Origin of the sequence: Streptococcus mitis (assembly GCF_901542415.1) — a bacterium.
Taxonomy (GTDB): domain Bacteria; phylum Bacillota; class Bacilli; order Lactobacillales; family Streptococcaceae; genus Streptococcus; species Streptococcus mitis_BL.
In genome coordinates this window covers 1,280,046-1,296,475 of sequence record NZ_CABEHV010000004.1, presented here as the reverse complement: position 1 = coordinate 1,296,475, position 16,430 = coordinate 1,280,046, and the positions used below count along the sequence as shown (strand labels likewise).

15 protein-coding genes are annotated in these 16,430 nt (G+C 42.3%); all 15 read left to right on the top strand.

Annotated features, from left to right (window positions below; genetic code table 11):
• Positions 1–388: 388 nt before the first annotated feature.
• Complete coding sequence (locus FQT24_RS06745) at positions 389–580, top strand: hypothetical protein (RefSeq protein WP_000681201.1); 192 nt, start codon at positions 389–391, stop codon at positions 578–580.
• Complete coding sequence (locus FQT24_RS06740) at positions 577–771, top strand: hypothetical protein (RefSeq protein WP_143952537.1); 195 nt, start codon at positions 577–579, stop codon at positions 769–771. The genes FQT24_RS06745 and FQT24_RS06740 overlap by 4 nt, the downstream gene beginning before the upstream one ends.
• Complete coding sequence (locus FQT24_RS06735; protein ID WP_143952536.1) at positions 758–1,642, top strand: ABC transporter ATP-binding protein; 885 nt, start codon at positions 758–760, stop codon at positions 1,640–1,642. The genes FQT24_RS06740 and FQT24_RS06735 overlap by 14 nt, the downstream gene beginning before the upstream one ends.
• Before the next feature lies 1 nt (position 1,643).
• On the top strand, positions 1,644–2,381 hold the full coding sequence (locus FQT24_RS06730) for an ABC transporter permease (protein ID WP_143952535.1): 738 nt from the start codon (positions 1,644–1,646) through the stop codon (positions 2,379–2,381).
• Positions 2,381–3,478 carry a sensor histidine kinase gene (locus tag FQT24_RS06725; protein WP_143952534.1) on the top strand — a complete coding sequence of 366 codons (1,098 nt, stop codon included), beginning with the start codon at positions 2,381–2,383 and terminating at the stop codon, positions 3,476–3,478. The genes FQT24_RS06730 and FQT24_RS06725 overlap by 1 nt, the downstream gene beginning before the upstream one ends.
• A gap of 1 nt (position 3,479) precedes the next feature.
• Positions 3,480–4,079: a response regulator transcription factor gene (locus FQT24_RS06720; protein WP_143952533.1), complete on the top strand. Its 600-nt coding sequence runs from the start codon at positions 3,480–3,482 to the stop codon at positions 4,077–4,079.
• A gap of 312 nt (positions 4,080–4,391) precedes the next feature.
• Entirely contained in the window at positions 4,392–4,805 is a 414-nt protein-coding gene (rpsL, locus tag FQT24_RS06710; RefSeq protein WP_001142332.1) for a 30S ribosomal protein S12, read from the top strand.
• A gap of 19 nt (positions 4,806–4,824) precedes the next feature.
• Complete coding sequence (rpsG, locus tag FQT24_RS06705) at positions 4,825–5,295, top strand: 30S ribosomal protein S7 (RefSeq protein ID WP_000087873.1); 471 nt, start codon at positions 4,825–4,827, stop codon at positions 5,293–5,295.
• Positions 5,296–5,689: 394 nt separating this feature from the next.
• Positions 5,690–7,771, top strand: coding sequence for an elongation factor G (gene fusA, locus FQT24_RS06700; protein WP_000090348.1), 2,082 nt, complete (start codon positions 5,690–5,692; stop codon positions 7,769–7,771).
• 103 nt (positions 7,772–7,874) lie between these two features.
• Complete coding sequence (locus FQT24_RS06695; protein ID WP_143952532.1) at positions 7,875–12,266, top strand: PolC-type DNA polymerase III; 4,392 nt, start codon at positions 7,875–7,877, stop codon at positions 12,264–12,266.
• A gap of 18 nt (positions 12,267–12,284) precedes the next feature.
• Entirely contained in the window at positions 12,285–12,437 is a 153-nt protein-coding gene (locus tag FQT24_RS06690) for a hypothetical protein (protein WP_033687279.1), read from the top strand.
• 15 nt (positions 12,438–12,452) lie between these two features.
• Positions 12,453–13,694: an aminopeptidase gene (locus FQT24_RS06685; protein WP_033687280.1), complete on the top strand. Its 1,242-nt coding sequence runs from the start codon at positions 12,453–12,455 to the stop codon at positions 13,692–13,694.
• 9 nt (positions 13,695–13,703) lie between these two features.
• Complete coding sequence (locus FQT24_RS06680; protein ID WP_000901569.1) at positions 13,704–13,934, top strand: GlsB/YeaQ/YmgE family stress response membrane protein; 231 nt, start codon at positions 13,704–13,706, stop codon at positions 13,932–13,934.
• 268 nt (positions 13,935–14,202) lie between these two features.
• Positions 14,203–14,925, top strand: a complete 723-nt coding sequence (locus tag FQT24_RS06670) for a pseudouridine synthase (RefSeq protein WP_084926979.1) — start codon at positions 14,203–14,205, stop codon at positions 14,923–14,925.
• A gap of 110 nt (positions 14,926–15,035) precedes the next feature.
• A complete protein-coding gene (gene pepC, locus FQT24_RS06665; protein ID WP_033687282.1) occupies positions 15,036–16,367 on the top strand; it encodes an aminopeptidase C in 1,332 nt (443 codons plus the stop codon).
• Positions 16,368–16,430 lie beyond the last annotated feature (63 nt).

Sequence of the window (16,430 nt, the reverse complement as noted above, 5' to 3'; positions counted from 1 at the left end):
ACTTTTTTGTTTCCTGATTTGTTCAATGAATACTGTAGTTTAGGTACATAAATTAAAATTTAACAGATTGTATAACTCTTACAAACTTTTAAGAAAGTAATTGAAGAGTTTTTTCGCTCTGCCTATAATATATGTGTTTTGTACGTTAAAAATTTCCGCTCTTTTGATTTTAAATAAGTATTAGTTTTCAATATAGTGTGAATTGGGTTTGATATTTCTTTTAAGGAAGCTTCCTTAGATTTTTCTACTTTTGTTTTATTGTATAGTGTATCTTGCTTGTTTTGAACAGAATCTTTTATGACATTTGTCATATTTCCTTGTGACAGAAGCATCTAGCTCCGCTAACTTTAAAAGACTATAATTGAAGTATGAAAGGGAGGAAGAAAAAATGAAACATAAAGTAATTGTCGCAATGAGTTTAGTAGCAGCAGGAGTCATGACTTATCTCATGTTTTCAGGATTGGATGAAGGCTTCTATCATTTTCCTTGGGAGTTGTTTGCAGGATTTGGCATGATGTCTTGGCTTATCCGAGAAGGATTGAAATTGGTCTCAGATGTGAAAAAGGAGTTTGAAAAATGAAAAAAGCGATTCTATATATTTTTATTGGACTATCACTAGTGGTATGGTTGGTAGAAATGTTTACAGGTTGGTTTGATCAAGCCTTCCTTCACCAATTCATCCGTGGTGCCTGGGGATTAGGATTTATGATTTTTATCGCCTTTCCGATGGGAAAGGAGTGGCTGAAAGGAGAATATCATGAACATGATTAAGGTAGAAAGCTTAAATAAAATCATCAAGGGCAAGGCTATTTTGAAGGATATTTCCTTTGAGGTAGCTGAAGGTGAATGCGTCGCCTTGATTGGTCCCAATGGTGCTGGGAAGACCACACTCTTGGACTGTTTGCTTGGAGATAAACTGGTCACAAGCGGTCAAGTATCCATCCAAGGCTTGCCAGTGACGAGTTCTCAGTTAGACTATATTAGAGGTTATCTGCCTCAAGAAAATGTCATCGTTCAGAAATTAAAGGTCAAAGAGTTGATTGCTTTCTTTCAAAGTATTTATCCAAATCCCTTGAGCAATCAGGAGATCGATCAACTATTGCAGTTTGACAAGCAACAAAAAGAGCAATTTGCAGAAAAATTGTCAGGTGGGCAAAAGCGTCTTTTCTCTTTTGTCTTGACCTTGATTGGCCGACCAAAACTTGTCTTTTTAGATGAGCCAACTGCGGCCATGGATACCTCAACACGCCAACGTTTTTGGGAAATTGTTCAGGATCTAAAAGCGCAGGGAGTTACCATTCTCTATTCGTCCCATTACATCGAAGAGGTAGAGCATACAGCGGACCGGATTTTGGTCTTGAATAAGGGAGAGTTGATTCGTGATACGACGCCTCTAGCCATGCGTAGTGAGGGAATTGAAAAGCACTTTATCCTTCCTCTAGCATACAAGGAAGTCATTGAGCAGTCTAACTTGGTTGAAAACTGGTCACAAAAACAAGATGCTTTGCAAGTAGTTACACGTGAAGCGGATGCTTTCTGGGAACTATTAGTTCAGGCAGGATGTAGGATTCAAGAAATTGAAGTTAATAATCGTAGTTTGCTGGATACAATCTTTGAAGAAACACAAAAGGGAGATGACTAAGATGAAACGATGGATCGCACTAAACAAGATAGAATTTCTATTGACCAAACGACAATTAGTCTATTATCTGTTATCCGTAGGGATGCCGACAGCCTTCTATTTATTCTTTTCAGGCATGTACCAGGACACATCAGGTGGACTGGCTAATTTTATGCGCGACTACCTCATCTCCATGACGGCTTTTTCCATGATGTCGACAGCTATGTTTTCATTCCCAGCTGTTTTACATACCGATAAAATCAACAACTGGCAGAAAACATTGCGCCATACCCCTGTAAATATGGTAGAATATTATCTATCAAAGATAACAAGTATGATGGTTGATTATTTGGTCTCAATCCTGGTTGTTTTCTCAGTTGGGCACTTGGTCAGAGGTGTGGATATGTCTTTAGGAAGCTGGATTGGGGCTGCGTTCTTGCTGATAGTAGGAAGTGTAGCTTTTGTAGCGCTTGGCTTGACCTTGACACTCTTGCCTTCTAGTCAGCTGATGTCTGTTGTGGGCAATCTTCTCTATCTAGGCTTGGCTGTTTTAGGCGGACTCTGGATGCCCGTCTCTTTATTTCCAGACTGGATGCAAGCAATCGGGAAGTGCCTACCAACTTATCAGTTGATGGAGTTGCTCAAGACCTTCTTAAACGAGGGTAGCATCAATCTATCAGCCACAGTTTATCTACTTGTTTTTTCAGCAGTTTTGTTTGGTTTGACCATTTACCTTCAAGGTCATAAGGAGAATGCTTAATGCTTGAAAGACTGAAAAGCATACACTATATGTTTTGGGCCAGTTTAATTTTTATGATTTTCCCCATCCTACCTGTAGTGACTGGGTGGCTTTCTGTCTGGCATTTATTCATTGATATTCTATTTGTAGTGGCATATTTGGGTGTTTTAACAACTAAGAGCCAGCGCCTATCTTGGCTATATTGGGGTCTCATGCTGACTTATGTAGTTGGGAATACTGCCTTTGTTGCTGTTAATTATATCTGGTTCTTCTTTTTCCTTTCTAACCTCTTAAGTTATCATTTTGGCGTACGTAGTTTAAAGTCTTTACATGTCTGGACTTTTCTTCTTGCTCAAGTCCTTGTTGTGGGCCAACTGTTGATTTTTCAGAGAATCGAAGTTGAGTTTTTAGTCTATCTACTTGGAATTCTCACTTTTATCGATTTAATGACTTTTGGCTTGGTTCGGATTCGGATTGTGGAGGATTTGAAAGAAGCGCAGGCTAAGCAAAATGCCCAGATAAATCTATTACTTGCTGAAAATGAACGTAGTCGTATCGGTCAGGATTTGCATGATAGCTTGGGACATACCTTTGCTATGCTTAGTGTTAAAACTGATCTAGCCTTGCAGTTATTTCAAATGCAGGCTTATCCACAGGTGGAAAAGGAATTAAGAGAAATACAGCAAATTAGCAAAGAATCAATGCGTGAAGTGCGAACCATTGTGGAAAATCTTAAGTCTAGAACTTTGACATCCGAACTAGAGACTGTGAAAAAGATGTTAGAAATTGCTGGAATTGAGGTGGAAATAGCTAATCAACTAGATACAGCTAGCTTAACTCAGGAATTGGAGTCAACGGCTTCCATGATTTTGCTTGAATTGGTGACTAATATCATCAAACATGCCAAAGCTTCTAAAGTCTACTTAAAATTAGAACGGACAGAGAAAGAACTCATTCTAACAGTGGGAGATGATGGCTGTGGCTTTGCTTCTATAAAGGGGGATGACCTCCATACAGTTCGAGATCGTGTTCTTCCATTTTCGGGAGAAGTAAAGGTAATTAGTTGGAAGCAACCGACAGAAGTTCAGGTTCGACTACCTTATAAGGAGAGAAACTAAGATGAAACTACTTGTTGCAGAAGATCAAAGTATGTTGCGAGATGCCATGTGCCAGTTGCTCACGCTTCAACCAGATGTAGAGTCTGTCTTTCAAGCCAAGAATGGGCAAGAAGCAATCCAACTATTAGAAAAGGAGTCTGTAGATATCGCCATCCTTGACGTAGAAATGCCTGTTAAGACAGGTCTTGAAGTCTTGGAGTGGATACGAGCAGAAAATCTAGAAACAAAGGTGGTTGTAGTGACGACCTTCAAGCGTCCTGGGTATTTTGAACGTGCGGTCAAGGCTGGAGTAGATGCTTATGTATTAAAAGAAAGAAACATTGCAGACCTCATGCAAACCTTGCACACCGTCCTCGAAGGACGCAAGGAGTATTCGCCTGAATTGATGGAAGTGGTGATGACGCATCCCAATCCATTCACAGAACAAGAAATCGCAGTTTTAAAGGGAATTGCTCAAGGCTTCTCTAACCAAGAAATTGCAGACAAACTTTATCTATCCAACGGAACAGTCCGAAACTATGTCACCAATATTCTTTCAAAACTAGATGCAGGTAATCGAACAGAGGCAGCTAATATCGCGAAAGAATCTGGTTGGTTGTGATGATATAATTTTTTTGAACATTATGTGCTAAAATTGATGGGATTGAATGGAACAATACTAACTTTAGGAGGGTGGGATTCCTCCTTTTTCTTTTTTGGTGGAGCACTACAAAAGAGCTAAAATTAACAATAAAAAAGAAAAATATCTTGACAACCAATGGAAAAATTTGTTACAATAATAGACGGTACTTTTTACTTTTGGTCTCTCAAGAGTGTACAGGGACGTGCTGACAAATGTTGCAAAAGTACACACAGATGATAGCTGTCACCAAGTGTATCATCACCAAAAATAAAAAAACACAGGAGAATGTAGATGCCTACAATTAACCAATTGGTTCGCAAACCGCGTAAATCAAAAGTAGAAAAATCTAAATCACCAGCTTTGAACGTTGGTTACAACAGTCATAAAAAAGTTCAAACAAACGTTTCTTCACCACAAAAACGTGGTGTTGCAACTCGTGTTGGAACAATGACACCTAAAAAACCTAACTCAGCCCTTCGTAAATTCGCTCGTGTACGTTTGAGCAACCTTATTGAAGTTACTGCCTACATCCCAGGTATCGGACACAACTTGCAAGAGCACAGCGTAGTTCTTCTTCGTGGTGGACGTGTAAAAGACCTTCCAGGGGTACGTTACCATATCGTCCGTGGTGCACTTGATACTGCAGGTGTTAACGATCGTAAACAAGGCCGTTCTAAATACGGTACTAAACGTCCAAAAGCATAAGGAAAGGGGATAAAGAGAAATGAGTCGTAAAAATAGAGCTCCAAAACGTGACGTATTGCCAGATCCGCTTTACAATTCACAACTAGTTACTCGTCTTATCAACCGCGTTATGCTTGACGGTAAACGTGGTACAGCTGCTTCAATCGTTTACGGTGCTTTTGAGCAAATCAAAGAAGCTACTGGAAACGATGCACTTGAAGTATTTGAAACAGCTATGGAAAACATCATGCCTGTACTTGAAGTACGTGCACGTCGTGTTGGTGGTTCTAACTACCAAGTCCCAGTTGAAGTTCGTCCAGAACGTCGTACAACACTTGGACTTCGTTGGTTGGTAACAATCGCTCGTCTTCGTGGTGAACACACAATGCAAGACCGTCTTGCAAAAGAAATCTTGGATGCTGCTAACAACACTGGTGCAGCTGTTAAGAAACGTGAAGACACTCACCGTATGGCTGAAGCTAACCGTGCATTCGCACACTTCCGTTGGTAATATAGGATGCGAAAGCGTTAAGAAAGTCCCAGAGGAAATAGGGAATCAAAGCAGGTAGCGATTGCAACCAATGAGATTCATCTTTTTCTCCAGACTTTTAGCTTGAGCTCAACTATATCATGATGCTAGGAACAGTAAGGATGCAAGGTGAAAATAGGAAACTGACGCAGTATTCGACGAATACAAGGAAGTTTATCTTTTTCACACAGCATCCCATTCCGGCTCAAATCGGCTAATTAACTTTAGCCCGAGTTCAATTCAACTTGTAAATCTACAAGTTGAAACCAACAATAGCATGAAAACATTGAGAACGGGTAGGTCCTGCCTATCCGTTTTTATTAAAATCATGTTATAATAGAATAGAAATCAAAAATAAATAGGAGAAACAAACCTCATGGCACGCGAATTTTCACTTGAAAAAACTCGTAATATCGGTATCATGGCTCACGTCGATGCTGGTAAAACAACAACTACTGAGCGTATTCTTTACTACACTGGTAAAATCCACAAAATCGGTGAAACTCACGAAGGTGCGTCACAAATGGACTGGATGGAGCAAGAGCAAGAGCGTGGTATCACTATCACATCTGCTGCGACAACAGCTCAATGGAACAACCACCGCGTAAACATCATCGACACACCAGGACACGTGGACTTCACAATCGAAGTACAACGTTCTCTTCGTGTATTGGATGGTGCTGTTACCGTTCTTGACTCACAATCAGGTGTTGAGCCTCAAACTGAAACAGTTTGGCGTCAAGCAACTGAGTATGGAGTTCCACGTATCGTATTTGCCAACAAAATGGACAAAATCGGTGCTGACTTCCTTTACTCTGTAAGCACACTTCACGATCGTCTTCAAGCAAATGCACACCCAATCCAATTGCCAATCGGTTCTGAAGATGACTTCCGTGGTATCATCGACTTGATCAAGATGAAAGCTGAAATCTATACTAACGACCTTGGTACAGATATCCTTGAAGAAGATATCCCAGCTGAATACCTTGACCAAGCTCAAGAATACCGTGAAAAATTGATCGAAGCAGTTGCTGAAACTGACGAAGAATTGATGATGAAATACCTCGAAGGTGAAGAAATCACTAACGAAGAATTGAAAGCTGGTATCCGTAAAGCAACTATCAACGTTGAATTCTTCCCAGTATTGTGTGGTTCTGCCTTCAAGAACAAAGGTGTTCAATTGATGCTTGATGCGGTTATTGACTACCTTCCAAGCCCACTTGACATCCCAGCGATCAAAGGTATCAACCCAGATACAGATGAAGAAGAAACTCGTCCAGCATCTGATGAAGAGCCATTTGCAGCTCTTGCCTTCAAGATCATGACAGACCCATTCGTAGGTCGTTTGACATTCTTCCGTGTATACTCAGGTGTTCTTCAATCAGGTTCATACGTATTGAACACTTCTAAAGGTAAACGTGAGCGTATCGGACGTATCCTTCAAATGCACGCTAACAGCCGTCAAGAAATCGACACTGTTTACTCAGGTGACATTGCTGCTGCCGTTGGTTTGAAAGATACTACAACTGGTGACTCATTGACAGATGAAAAAGCTAAAATCATCCTTGAGTCAATCAACGTTCCAGAACCAGTTATCCAATTGATGGTTGAGCCAAAATCTAAAGCTGACCAAGACAAGATGGGTATCGCCCTTCAAAAATTGGCTGAAGAAGATCCAACATTCCGCGTTGAAACAAACGTTGAAACTGGTGAGACAGTTATCTCTGGTATGGGTGAGCTTCACCTTGACGTCCTTGTTGACCGTATGCGTCGTGAGTTCAAAGTTGAAGCGAACGTAGGTGCTCCTCAAGTATCTTACCGTGAAACATTCCGCGCTTCTACTCAAGCACGTGGATTCTTCAAACGCCAGTCTGGTGGTAAAGGTCAATTCGGTGATGTATGGATTGAATTTACTCCAAACGAAGAAGGTAAAGGATTCGAATTCGAAAACGCAATCGTCGGTGGTGTGGTTCCTCGTGAATTTATCCCAGCGGTTGAAAAAGGTTTGGTAGAATCTATGGCTAACGGTGTTCTTGCAGGTTACCCAATGGTTGACGTTAAAGCTAAACTTTACGATGGTTCATACCACGATGTCGACTCTTCTGAAACTGCCTTCAAGATCGCAGCATCACTTGCTCTTAAAGAAGCTGCTAAATCAGCACAACCAGCTATCCTTGAGCCAATGATGCTTGTAACAATCACTGTTCCAGAAGAAAACCTTGGTGATGTTATGGGTCACGTAACTGCTCGTCGTGGACGTGTAGATGGTATGGAAGCACATGGTAACAGCCAAATCGTTCGTGCTTACGTTCCACTTGCTGAAATGTTCGGTTACGCCACAGTTCTTCGTTCTGCATCTCAAGGACGTGGTACATTCATGATGGTATTTGACCACTACGAAGATGTACCTAAGTCAGTACAAGAAGAAATCATTAAGAAAAACAAAGGTGAAGACTAATCAGTCCTCACTCTAGAAGGAAGTCACTTAGTGGCTTCCTTTTGTCTTTAGAAAACACCTCTAAGTATGGTAAAATAGTAGGAGAATAATGTGAGGAAAATGAATGTCAAATAGTTTTGAAATTTTGATGAATCAACTGGGGATGCCTACTGAAATGAGACAGGCTCCTGCTTTAGCACAGGCCGATATTGAGCGAGTTGTGGTTCATAAAATTAGTAAGATATGGGAGTTTCATTTCGTATTTTCTAATATTTTACCGATTGAAATCTTTTTAGAATTAAAGAAAGGTTTGAGCGAAGAATTTTCTAAGACAGGCAATAAAGCTGTTTTCGAAATCAAGGCTCGGTCTCAAGAATTTTCAAATCAACTCTTGCAGGCCTATTATAGAGAAGCTTTTTCTGAGGGGCCATGTGCTAGTCAAGGTTTTAAGTCCCTTTATCAAAATTTGCAAGTTCGTGCTGAGGGCAATAAGCTATTTATTGAAGGATCTGAGGCGATTGATAAGGAGCATTTTAAGAAAAATCACCTTCCTAATTTAGCGAAACAACTTGAAAAGTTTGGTTTTCCAGCTTTTAATTGTCAAGTAGAGAAGAATGATGTCCTGACACAAGAGCAGGAAGAGGCCTTTCATGCTGAAAATGAGCAGATTGTTCAAGCTGCTAACGAGGAAGCGCTCCGTGCTATGGAACAACTAGAACAGATGGCACCTCCTCCAGCGGAAGAGAAACCATCCTTTGATTTTCAAGCTAAAAAAGCTGCAGCTAAACCGAAGCTGGATAAGGCAGAGATTACTCCTATGATCGAAGTGACGACGGAGGAAAATCGTTTGGTCTTTGAAGGGGTTGTTTTTGATGTGGAGCAAAAAGTGACCAGAACAGGGCGTGTTTTGATCAACTTTAAAATGACGGACTACACTTCAAGTTTTTCGATGCAAAAGTGGGTTAAGAATGAAGAGGAAGCTCAGAAATTTGATCTCATCAAAAAGAATTCTTGGCTTCGTGTTCGTGGGAATGTAGAGATGAATAACTTCACACGCGATTTGACTATGAACGTGCAAGACGTGCAGGAAGTTATTCACTATGAGCGGAAGGATTTAATGCCAGAAGGAGAACGACGGGTTGAGTTTCATGCTCATACTAATATGTCGACCATGGATGCACTACCAGAGGTAGAAGAAATCGTTGCGACAGCTGCTAAGTGGGGACACAAGGCGGTTGCCATCACAGACCATGGAAATGTTCAGTCCTTCCCACATGGCTATAAGCCTGCTAAGAAAGCGGGAATCCAGCTGATCTATGGTATGGAAGCCAATATCGTGGAGGACCGTGTCCCTATCGTCTACAACGAAGTGGAGATGGACTTGTCGGAAGCGACCTACGTGGTCTTTGACGTGGAAACGACGGGGCTTTCAGCTATCTATAATGATTTGATTCAGGTTGCGGCCTCTAAGATGTACAAGGGGAATGTTATTGCTGAATTTGATGAATTTATCAATCCTGGACATCCCTTGTCAGCTTTTACTACTGAGTTGACTGGAATTACAGATGACCATGTCAAAAATGCCAAACCACTGGAACAAGTTTTGCAAGAATTCCAAGAATTCTGCAAGGATACGGTCTTAGTTGCCCACAATGCTACCTTTGACGTTGGATTTATGAATGCCAACTATGAGCGTCATGGTCTTCCAAGGATTAGTCAGCCAGTTATCGATACGTTAGAGTTTGCTAGAAACCTCTATCCTGAGTATAAGCGTCATGGTTTGGGACCTTTGACCAAGCGTTTTGGTGTGGCCTTAGAACATCACCACATGGCCAACTACGATGCGGAAGCTACTGGTCGTCTGCTCTTCATCTTTATCAAAGAGGTAGCAGAAAAACATGGTGTGACCGATCTAGTTAGACTTAATATTGATTTGATTAGTCCAGATTCTTATAAAAAAGCTCGGATCAAGCATGCGACTATTTATGTCAAGAATCAGGTAGGTCTAAAAAATATCTTTAAGTTGGTTTCTTTGTCCAATACCAAGTATTTTGAAGGGGTGCCACGAATTCCGAGAACAGTTTTAGATGCCCATCGGGAAGGATTGATTCTGGGGTCGGCTTGTTCAGAAGGTGAAGTTTTTGATGCGGTTGTTTCCCAAGGTGTGGATGCGGCGGTTGAGGTGGCCAAGTATTATGACTTTATCGAGGTCATGCCACCAGCTATCTATGCTCCCTTGATTGCCAAGGAGCAGGTCAAGGATATGGAAGAACTCCAGACCATTATCAAGAGTTTGATAGAGGTGGGAGACCGTCTTGGCAAGCCCGTTTTGGCTACGGGAAATGTCCACTATATCGAACCAGAAGAAGAGATTTACCGTGAAATTATCGTCCGTAGTTTGGGACAGGGGGCGATGATTAACCGAACTATCGGTCATGGGGAACATGCTCAACCAGCTCCTCTGCCAAAAGCCCATTTTAGAACGACTAATGAGATGTTGGATGAATTTGCCTTCTTGGGAGAGGAACTAGCTCGCAAATTGGTTATTGAAAACACCAATGCCTTGACAGAAATCTTTGAACCCGTTGAGGTTGTTAAGGGTGACTTGTACACGCCTTTCATCGACAAAGCTGAAGAAACGGTCGCTGAGCTGACCTATAAGAAAGCTTTTGAGATTTATGGAAATCCGTTGCCAGATATCGTTGATTTGCGGATTGAAAAAGAATTAACTTCTATTCTGGGGAATGGATTTGCTGTGATTTATCTGGCTTCGCAGATGCTAGTGCAACGTTCCAATGAACGGGGTTACTTGGTTGGTTCCCGTGGATCTGTTGGTTCCAGTTTTGTTGCGACCATGATTGGGATTACGGAGGTTAATCCTCTCTCTCCTCACTATGTCTGTGGTCAGTGTCAATACAGCGAGTTTATCACCGATGGTTCTTATGGTTCAGGATTTGATATGCCCAATAAGGATTGTCCAAACTGTGGTCACAAACTCAGCAAAAATGGGCAGGATATTCCGTTTGAGACCTTCCTTGGTTTTGATGGGGATAAGGTTCCCGATATTGACTTGAACTTTTCGGGAGAGGATCAGCCTAGCGCCCACTTGGATGTGCGTGATATCTTTGGTGAGGAATATGCCTTCCGTGCAGGAACGGTTGGTACGGTGGCTGCCAAGACTGCCTATGGATTTGTAAAGGGCTATGAGCGAGATTATGGCAAGTTTTATCGTGATGCAGAAGTGGAACGTCTCGCTCAAGGTGCTGCTGGTGTCAAACGGACAACAGGCCAACACCCAGGGGGAATCGTTGTTATTCCTAACTACATGGATGTCTACGACTTTACGCCTGTCCAGTATCCAGCAGATGATGTGACGGCTGAATGGCAGACCACTCACTTTAACTTCCATGATATCGACGAGAACGTCCTCAAACTTGATGTATTGGGACATGATGATCCGACCATGATTCGGAAATTGCAGGACTTGTCTGGGATTGATCCTAATGAAATCCCTATGGATGACGAAGGTGTGATGGCCCTCTTTTCTGGGACGGATGTGTTAGGGGTAACACCTGAACAAATTGGAACGCCTACGGGTATGTTGGGGATTCCAGAGTTTGGAACCAACTTTGTTCGTGGAATGGTGGACGAGACGCACCCAACGACTTTTGCGGAGTTGCTGCAGTTGTCTGGATTGTCCCACGGTACTGATGTCTGGTTGGGAAATGCCCAGGATTTAATCAAGCAAGGAATTGCGGACCTGTCGACCGTTATCGGTTGTCGGGACGACATCATGGTTTACCTCATGCATGCGGGTCTGGAACCTAAGATGGCTTTTACCATTATGGAACGGGTACGTAAGGGCTTGTGGCTCAAAATCTCTGAAGAAGAGCGCAATGGTTATATCGAAGCTATGAAGGCCAACAATGTTCCTGAGTGGTATATCGAATCTTGTGGAAAAATCAAGTACATGTTCCCTAAAGCCCATGCGGCAGCCTACGTTATGATGGCTCTTCGTGTAGCTTACTTCAAGGTTCATCACCCTATTTATTACTACTGTGCTTACTTCTCGATCCGTGCTAAGGCTTTTGATATCAAGACCATGGGGGCGGGCTTGGATGCTATCAAGCGCAGAATGGAAGAAATCTCTGAAAAACGGAAGAACAATGAGGCCTCTAATGTGGAGATTGACCTCTATACAACTCTTGAGATTGTCAATGAAATGTGGGAACGTGGTTTCAAGTTTGGGAAGTTAGACCTCTACCGTAGTGATGCGACTGAATTCATCATTGACGGAGATACACTGATTCCACCATTCGTTGCTATGGATGGTCTGGGAGAGAACGTTGCCAAGCAATTGGTGCGAGCGCGTGAAGAGGGAGAATTCCTATCTAAAACAGAATTGCGCAAGCGTGGTGGACTCTCATCAACCTTGGTTGAAAAGATGGATGAAATGGGTATTCTTGGAAATATGCCAGAGGATAATCAGTTGAGTTTGTTTGATGAGTTGTTTTAAGGTCTTGGAGGAAAAAAGATGAAACTAAGAATTTTTGCGGAAGACAAGCCGGCTGAGAAGGTGTTTGAGTATCAATTGGAACTTGCTGACCAGACAATTCTTCTATCAACAGCACTTTTGTCGAGTGCCATTGCTTTAGCAGGATTATTTTCTGCTTTGAAAGAAAAATAGAAAAGGAAAAATAGAATGGTTTTACCAAATTTTAAAGAAAATCTAGAAAAATATGCGAAATTGTTGGTTTCGAATGGAATTAACGTGCAGCCTGGTCACACTTTGGCTCTCTCAATTGATGTGGAGCAACGCGAGTTGGCTCATTTAATCGTGAAAGAAGCTTATGCCTTGGGTGCGCATGAGGTTATCGTTCAGTGGACAGATGATGTGATTAACCGTGAGAAATTCCTACATGCTCCGATGGAGCGTCTGGACAATGTGCCAGAATACAAGATTGCTGAGATGAACTATCTCTTGGAGAACAAGGCTAGCCGTCTTGGGGTTCGTTCTTCTGACCCAGGTGCCTTGAACGGTGTGGATGCTGACAAGCTTTCAGCTTCTGCTAAAGCGATGGGACTTGCCATGAAGCCAATGCGTATCGCAACACAATCCAATAAGGTTAGCTGGACTGTAGCAGCCGCTGCTGGACTTGAGTGGGCTAAAAAAGTCTTTCCAAATGCTGCGAGCGATGAAGAAGCAGTTGATCTCCTTTGGGACCAAATCTTCAAGACTTGTCGCGTTTATGAAGCAGATCCTGTTAAGGCTTGGGAAGAGCATGCAGCCATCCTCAAGAGTAAGGCTGATATGCTTAATAAAGAACAATTTTCAGCCCTTCACTACACAGCACCAGGGACAGATTTGACACTTGGCTTGCCTAAGAACCACGTTTGGGAATCAGCTGGTGCTATCAATGCGCAGGGAGAAGGATTCTTGCCAAATATGCCGACAGAGGAAGTCTTCACAGCGCCTGACTTCCGTCGTGCAGATGGTTATGTCACTTCTACAAAACCGCTTAGTTATAACGGAAATATCATTGAAGGTATTAAGGTAACCTTTAAGGATGGACAAATTGTGGATATCACTGCTGAGAAGGGTGATCAGGTCATGAAAGACCTTGTCTTTGAAAATATGGGTGCGCGTGCCTTGGGTGAATGTGCATTGGTACCAGATCCAAGCCCAATTTCTCAGTCAGGCATTACCTTCTTTAACACCCTTTTCGATGAAAATGCGTCAAATCACTTGGCTATCGGTGCAGCTTATGCGACTAGCGTAGTTGGTGGAGCGGAGATGAGCGAAGAGGAGCTTGAAGCTGCGGGGCTTAACCGTTCAGATGTTCACGTGGACTTTATGATTGGGTCTAGTCAAATGGATATCGATGGTATCCGTGAGGATGGGACACGTGTACCACTCTTCCGTAACGGAGATTGGGCAAATTAAGGAGATAATATGTTAGGAAGTATGTTCGTTGGTCTCCTAGTGGGATTTTTAGCAGGTACTCTGACCAATCGTGGAGAACACATGGGATGTTTTGGAAAAATGTTTCTCGGATGGATTGGTGCCTTTATAGGCCATTTGCTTTTTGGGACTTGGGGACCGATAATAGCAGGAACTGCCATTATTCCGGCAGTACTAGGTTCCATGATTGTTTTAGCTATTTTTTGGAGACGAGGAAGTTAATTTCCTAAATCTGATACTCAATGAAAATCAAAGAGCAAACTAGGAAACTAGCCGCAGGTTGCTCAAATCACTGCTTTGAGGTTGTAGATAGAACTAACGAAGTCAGCTCAAAACACTGTTTTGAGGTTGCAGATAGAACTGACGAAGTCAGTAACATATATACGGCAAGGCGACGTTGACGCGGTTTGAAGAGATTTTTGAAGAGTATGAAACGAAAAGGAGGTTGGTCATTGAGACAGCCTCCTTTTGAGTGTGATATAATAGTTCTATGAGATTGGATAAATTTTTAGTTGCCTGCGCTGTAGGGAGTCGGACAGAGGTCAAAAACATGCTCAAGTCTGGGCGCGTGACGGTAAATGGTAAAAAAGAAAAGTCAGCTAAATTGCAGATTGATGAAGAAAGAGATGAGATTCGCTTTGATGGGCAAGTGTTGGAGTATGAAGAGTTTGTCTACTACATGATGAACAAGCCCAAAGGAGTTATCTCAGCGACTGAGGATCCCAAGCACAGAACCGTTCTGGACTTGCTGGATGATATTGCTCGGAGCAAGGAAGTTTTCCCAGTAGGACGCTTGGATATTGACACGCATGGTCTTTTACTCTTGACCAATGACGGCAAGCTTGCCCATGCTCTTCTTTCACCCAAGCGTCATGTGGATAAGACGTATCTGGCTCAGGTCAAGGGAATTATGACCCAAGAAGATGCGGAGACATTTGCCAAGGGAATTCCTCTTAAAGACTTTACTTGTCAGCCTGCTAGACTGGAGCTTGTGTCTGTAGATACAAAAAAGAATCAAAGCCAAATCCGTGTGACCATTGCAGAAGGGAAGTTTCATCAGGTCAAGCGTATGGTGGGCTATTGCGGCAAGGAAGTAGTAGACTTGCAACGTTTGACTATGGGAACTTTAGTATTGGATGAGAACTTGCAGCGAGGAGAATGGCGTCGCTTGACCAAGGAAGAGTTAGAAGCTCTCCTTGCGAATATTGCTTAATTTGATTTATATTCGAAAAGGTGAGGAAGAATATCCTTGCCTTTTATATTTTTCAGTTGCTTCCTTTGTGAAAAGAGTTATAATAGACTGTAGAATAAAAGGAGGAATCTATGAACGTGATTCAAGAATCATTTACTGATAAACTATTTGCTAACTATGAAGCAAATGTTAAATACCAAGCGATTGAAAATGCTGCCAGCCACAACGGAATTTTTGCAGCTCTAGAACGTCGCCAAAGCCATGTAGACAATACCCCTGTTTTCTCATTGGATTTGACCAAGGACAAGGTAACTAACCAGAAAGCGTCTGGTCGTTGCTGGATGTTTGCGGCTCTCAACACCTTCCGCCACAAACTCATTTCACAATACAAATTGGAAAACTTTGAGTTGTCACAGGCCCACACTTTCTTCTGGGACAAGTATGAGAAATCAAACTGGTTCTTGGAGCAAGTCATTGCGACTGCAGACCAAGACTTGACCAGCCGTAAGGTTAAATTCCTACTCCAAACACCACAACAAGACGGAGGTCAGTGGGATATGGTGGTGTCTCTCTTTGAGAAATACGGTGTCGTTCCTAAGTCGGTTTACCCTGAATCTGTTTCATCTAGCAGTAGTCGTGAGCTAAATGCCATTCTCAACAAATTGCTTCGTCAAGATGCTCAAATCTTGCGTGACTTGCTCGCTTCTGGTGCAGACCAAGCGACTGTTCAAGCTAAGAAAGAAGACCTCTTGCAAGAAATCTTTAATTTTCTTGCTATGTCCCTAGGCCTTCCACCACGTAAATTTGACTTTGCTTATCGCGATAAGGATAACAACTACCAAAGCGAAAAGGGCATCACACCACAAGAGTTTTACAAGAAATATGTCAATCTTCCTCTAGAGGACTATGTTTCTGTTATCAATGCCCCAACTGCTGACAAGCCTTACGGCAAATCTTACACAGTTGAGATGTTGGGGAATGTGGTTGGTAGCCGTGCGGTTCGTTACATCAATGTACCGATGGAACGCTTGAAAGAATTAGCGATTGCCCAAATGCAAGCAGGTGAGACTGTTTGGTTTGGATCAGATGTCGGTCAACTCAGCAATCGTAAAGCTGGGATCCTTGCGACAGATGTTTATGACTTTGAATCAAGCATGGACATTAAACTCACTCAAGACAAGGCTGGACGTTTGGATTACAGTGAGAGCTTGATGACCCACGCCATGGTCTTGACAGGTGTGGATTTGGATGAAAATGGCAAGTCAACCAAGTGGAAGGTTGAAAACTCATGGGGAGACAAGGTTGGTACAGATGGTTACTTTGTTGCTTCAGATGCTTGGATGGACGAATACACTTATCAAATTGTTGTTCGTAAGGAATTACTAACAGCAGAAGAACTAGCTGCCTATGAAGCAGAACCAATCGTCCTTGCACCATGGGATCCAATGGGTGCCTTGGCATAATAAATGAGATATAAAAAGAACGGTTCTATAATTTTTAGGGTTGATGGAAATTTTCCACCAACC

What these genes read in the sequence shown, in the direction of transcription:
- FQT24_RS06745 (WP_000681201.1), top strand. Translation starts at nt 389, where the DNA reads ATGAAACATAAAGTAATTGTCGCAATGAGTTTAGTAGCAGCAGGAGTC.
- FQT24_RS06740 (WP_143952537.1), top strand. Translation starts at nt 577, where the DNA reads ATGAAAAAAGCGATTCTATATATTTTTATTGGACTATCACTAGTGGTA.
- FQT24_RS06735 (WP_143952536.1), top strand. Translation starts at nt 758, where the DNA reads ATGAACATGATTAAGGTAGAAAGCTTAAATAAAATCATCAAGGGCAAG.
- FQT24_RS06730 (WP_143952535.1), top strand. Translation starts at nt 1,644, where the DNA reads ATGAAACGATGGATCGCACTAAACAAGATAGAATTTCTATTGACCAAA.
- FQT24_RS06725 (WP_143952534.1), top strand. Translation starts at nt 2,381, where the DNA reads ATGCTTGAAAGACTGAAAAGCATACACTATATGTTTTGGGCCAGTTTA.
- FQT24_RS06720 (WP_143952533.1), top strand. Translation starts at nt 3,480, where the DNA reads ATGAAACTACTTGTTGCAGAAGATCAAAGTATGTTGCGAGATGCCATG.
- rpsL (WP_001142332.1), top strand. Translation starts at nt 4,392, where the DNA reads ATGCCTACAATTAACCAATTGGTTCGCAAACCGCGTAAATCAAAAGTA.
- rpsG (WP_000087873.1), top strand. Translation starts at nt 4,825, where the DNA reads ATGAGTCGTAAAAATAGAGCTCCAAAACGTGACGTATTGCCAGATCCG.
- fusA (WP_000090348.1), top strand. Translation starts at nt 5,690, where the DNA reads ATGGCACGCGAATTTTCACTTGAAAAAACTCGTAATATCGGTATCATG.
- FQT24_RS06695 (WP_143952532.1), top strand. Translation starts at nt 7,875, where the DNA reads ATGTCAAATAGTTTTGAAATTTTGATGAATCAACTGGGGATGCCTACT.
- FQT24_RS06690 (WP_033687279.1), top strand. Translation starts at nt 12,285, where the DNA reads ATGAAACTAAGAATTTTTGCGGAAGACAAGCCGGCTGAGAAGGTGTTT.
- FQT24_RS06685 (WP_033687280.1), top strand. Translation starts at nt 12,453, where the DNA reads ATGGTTTTACCAAATTTTAAAGAAAATCTAGAAAAATATGCGAAATTG.
- FQT24_RS06680 (WP_000901569.1), top strand. Translation starts at nt 13,704, where the DNA reads ATGTTAGGAAGTATGTTCGTTGGTCTCCTAGTGGGATTTTTAGCAGGT.
- FQT24_RS06670 (WP_084926979.1), top strand. Translation starts at nt 14,203, where the DNA reads ATGAGATTGGATAAATTTTTAGTTGCCTGCGCTGTAGGGAGTCGGACA.
- pepC (WP_033687282.1), top strand. Translation starts at nt 15,036, where the DNA reads ATGAACGTGATTCAAGAATCATTTACTGATAAACTATTTGCTAACTAT.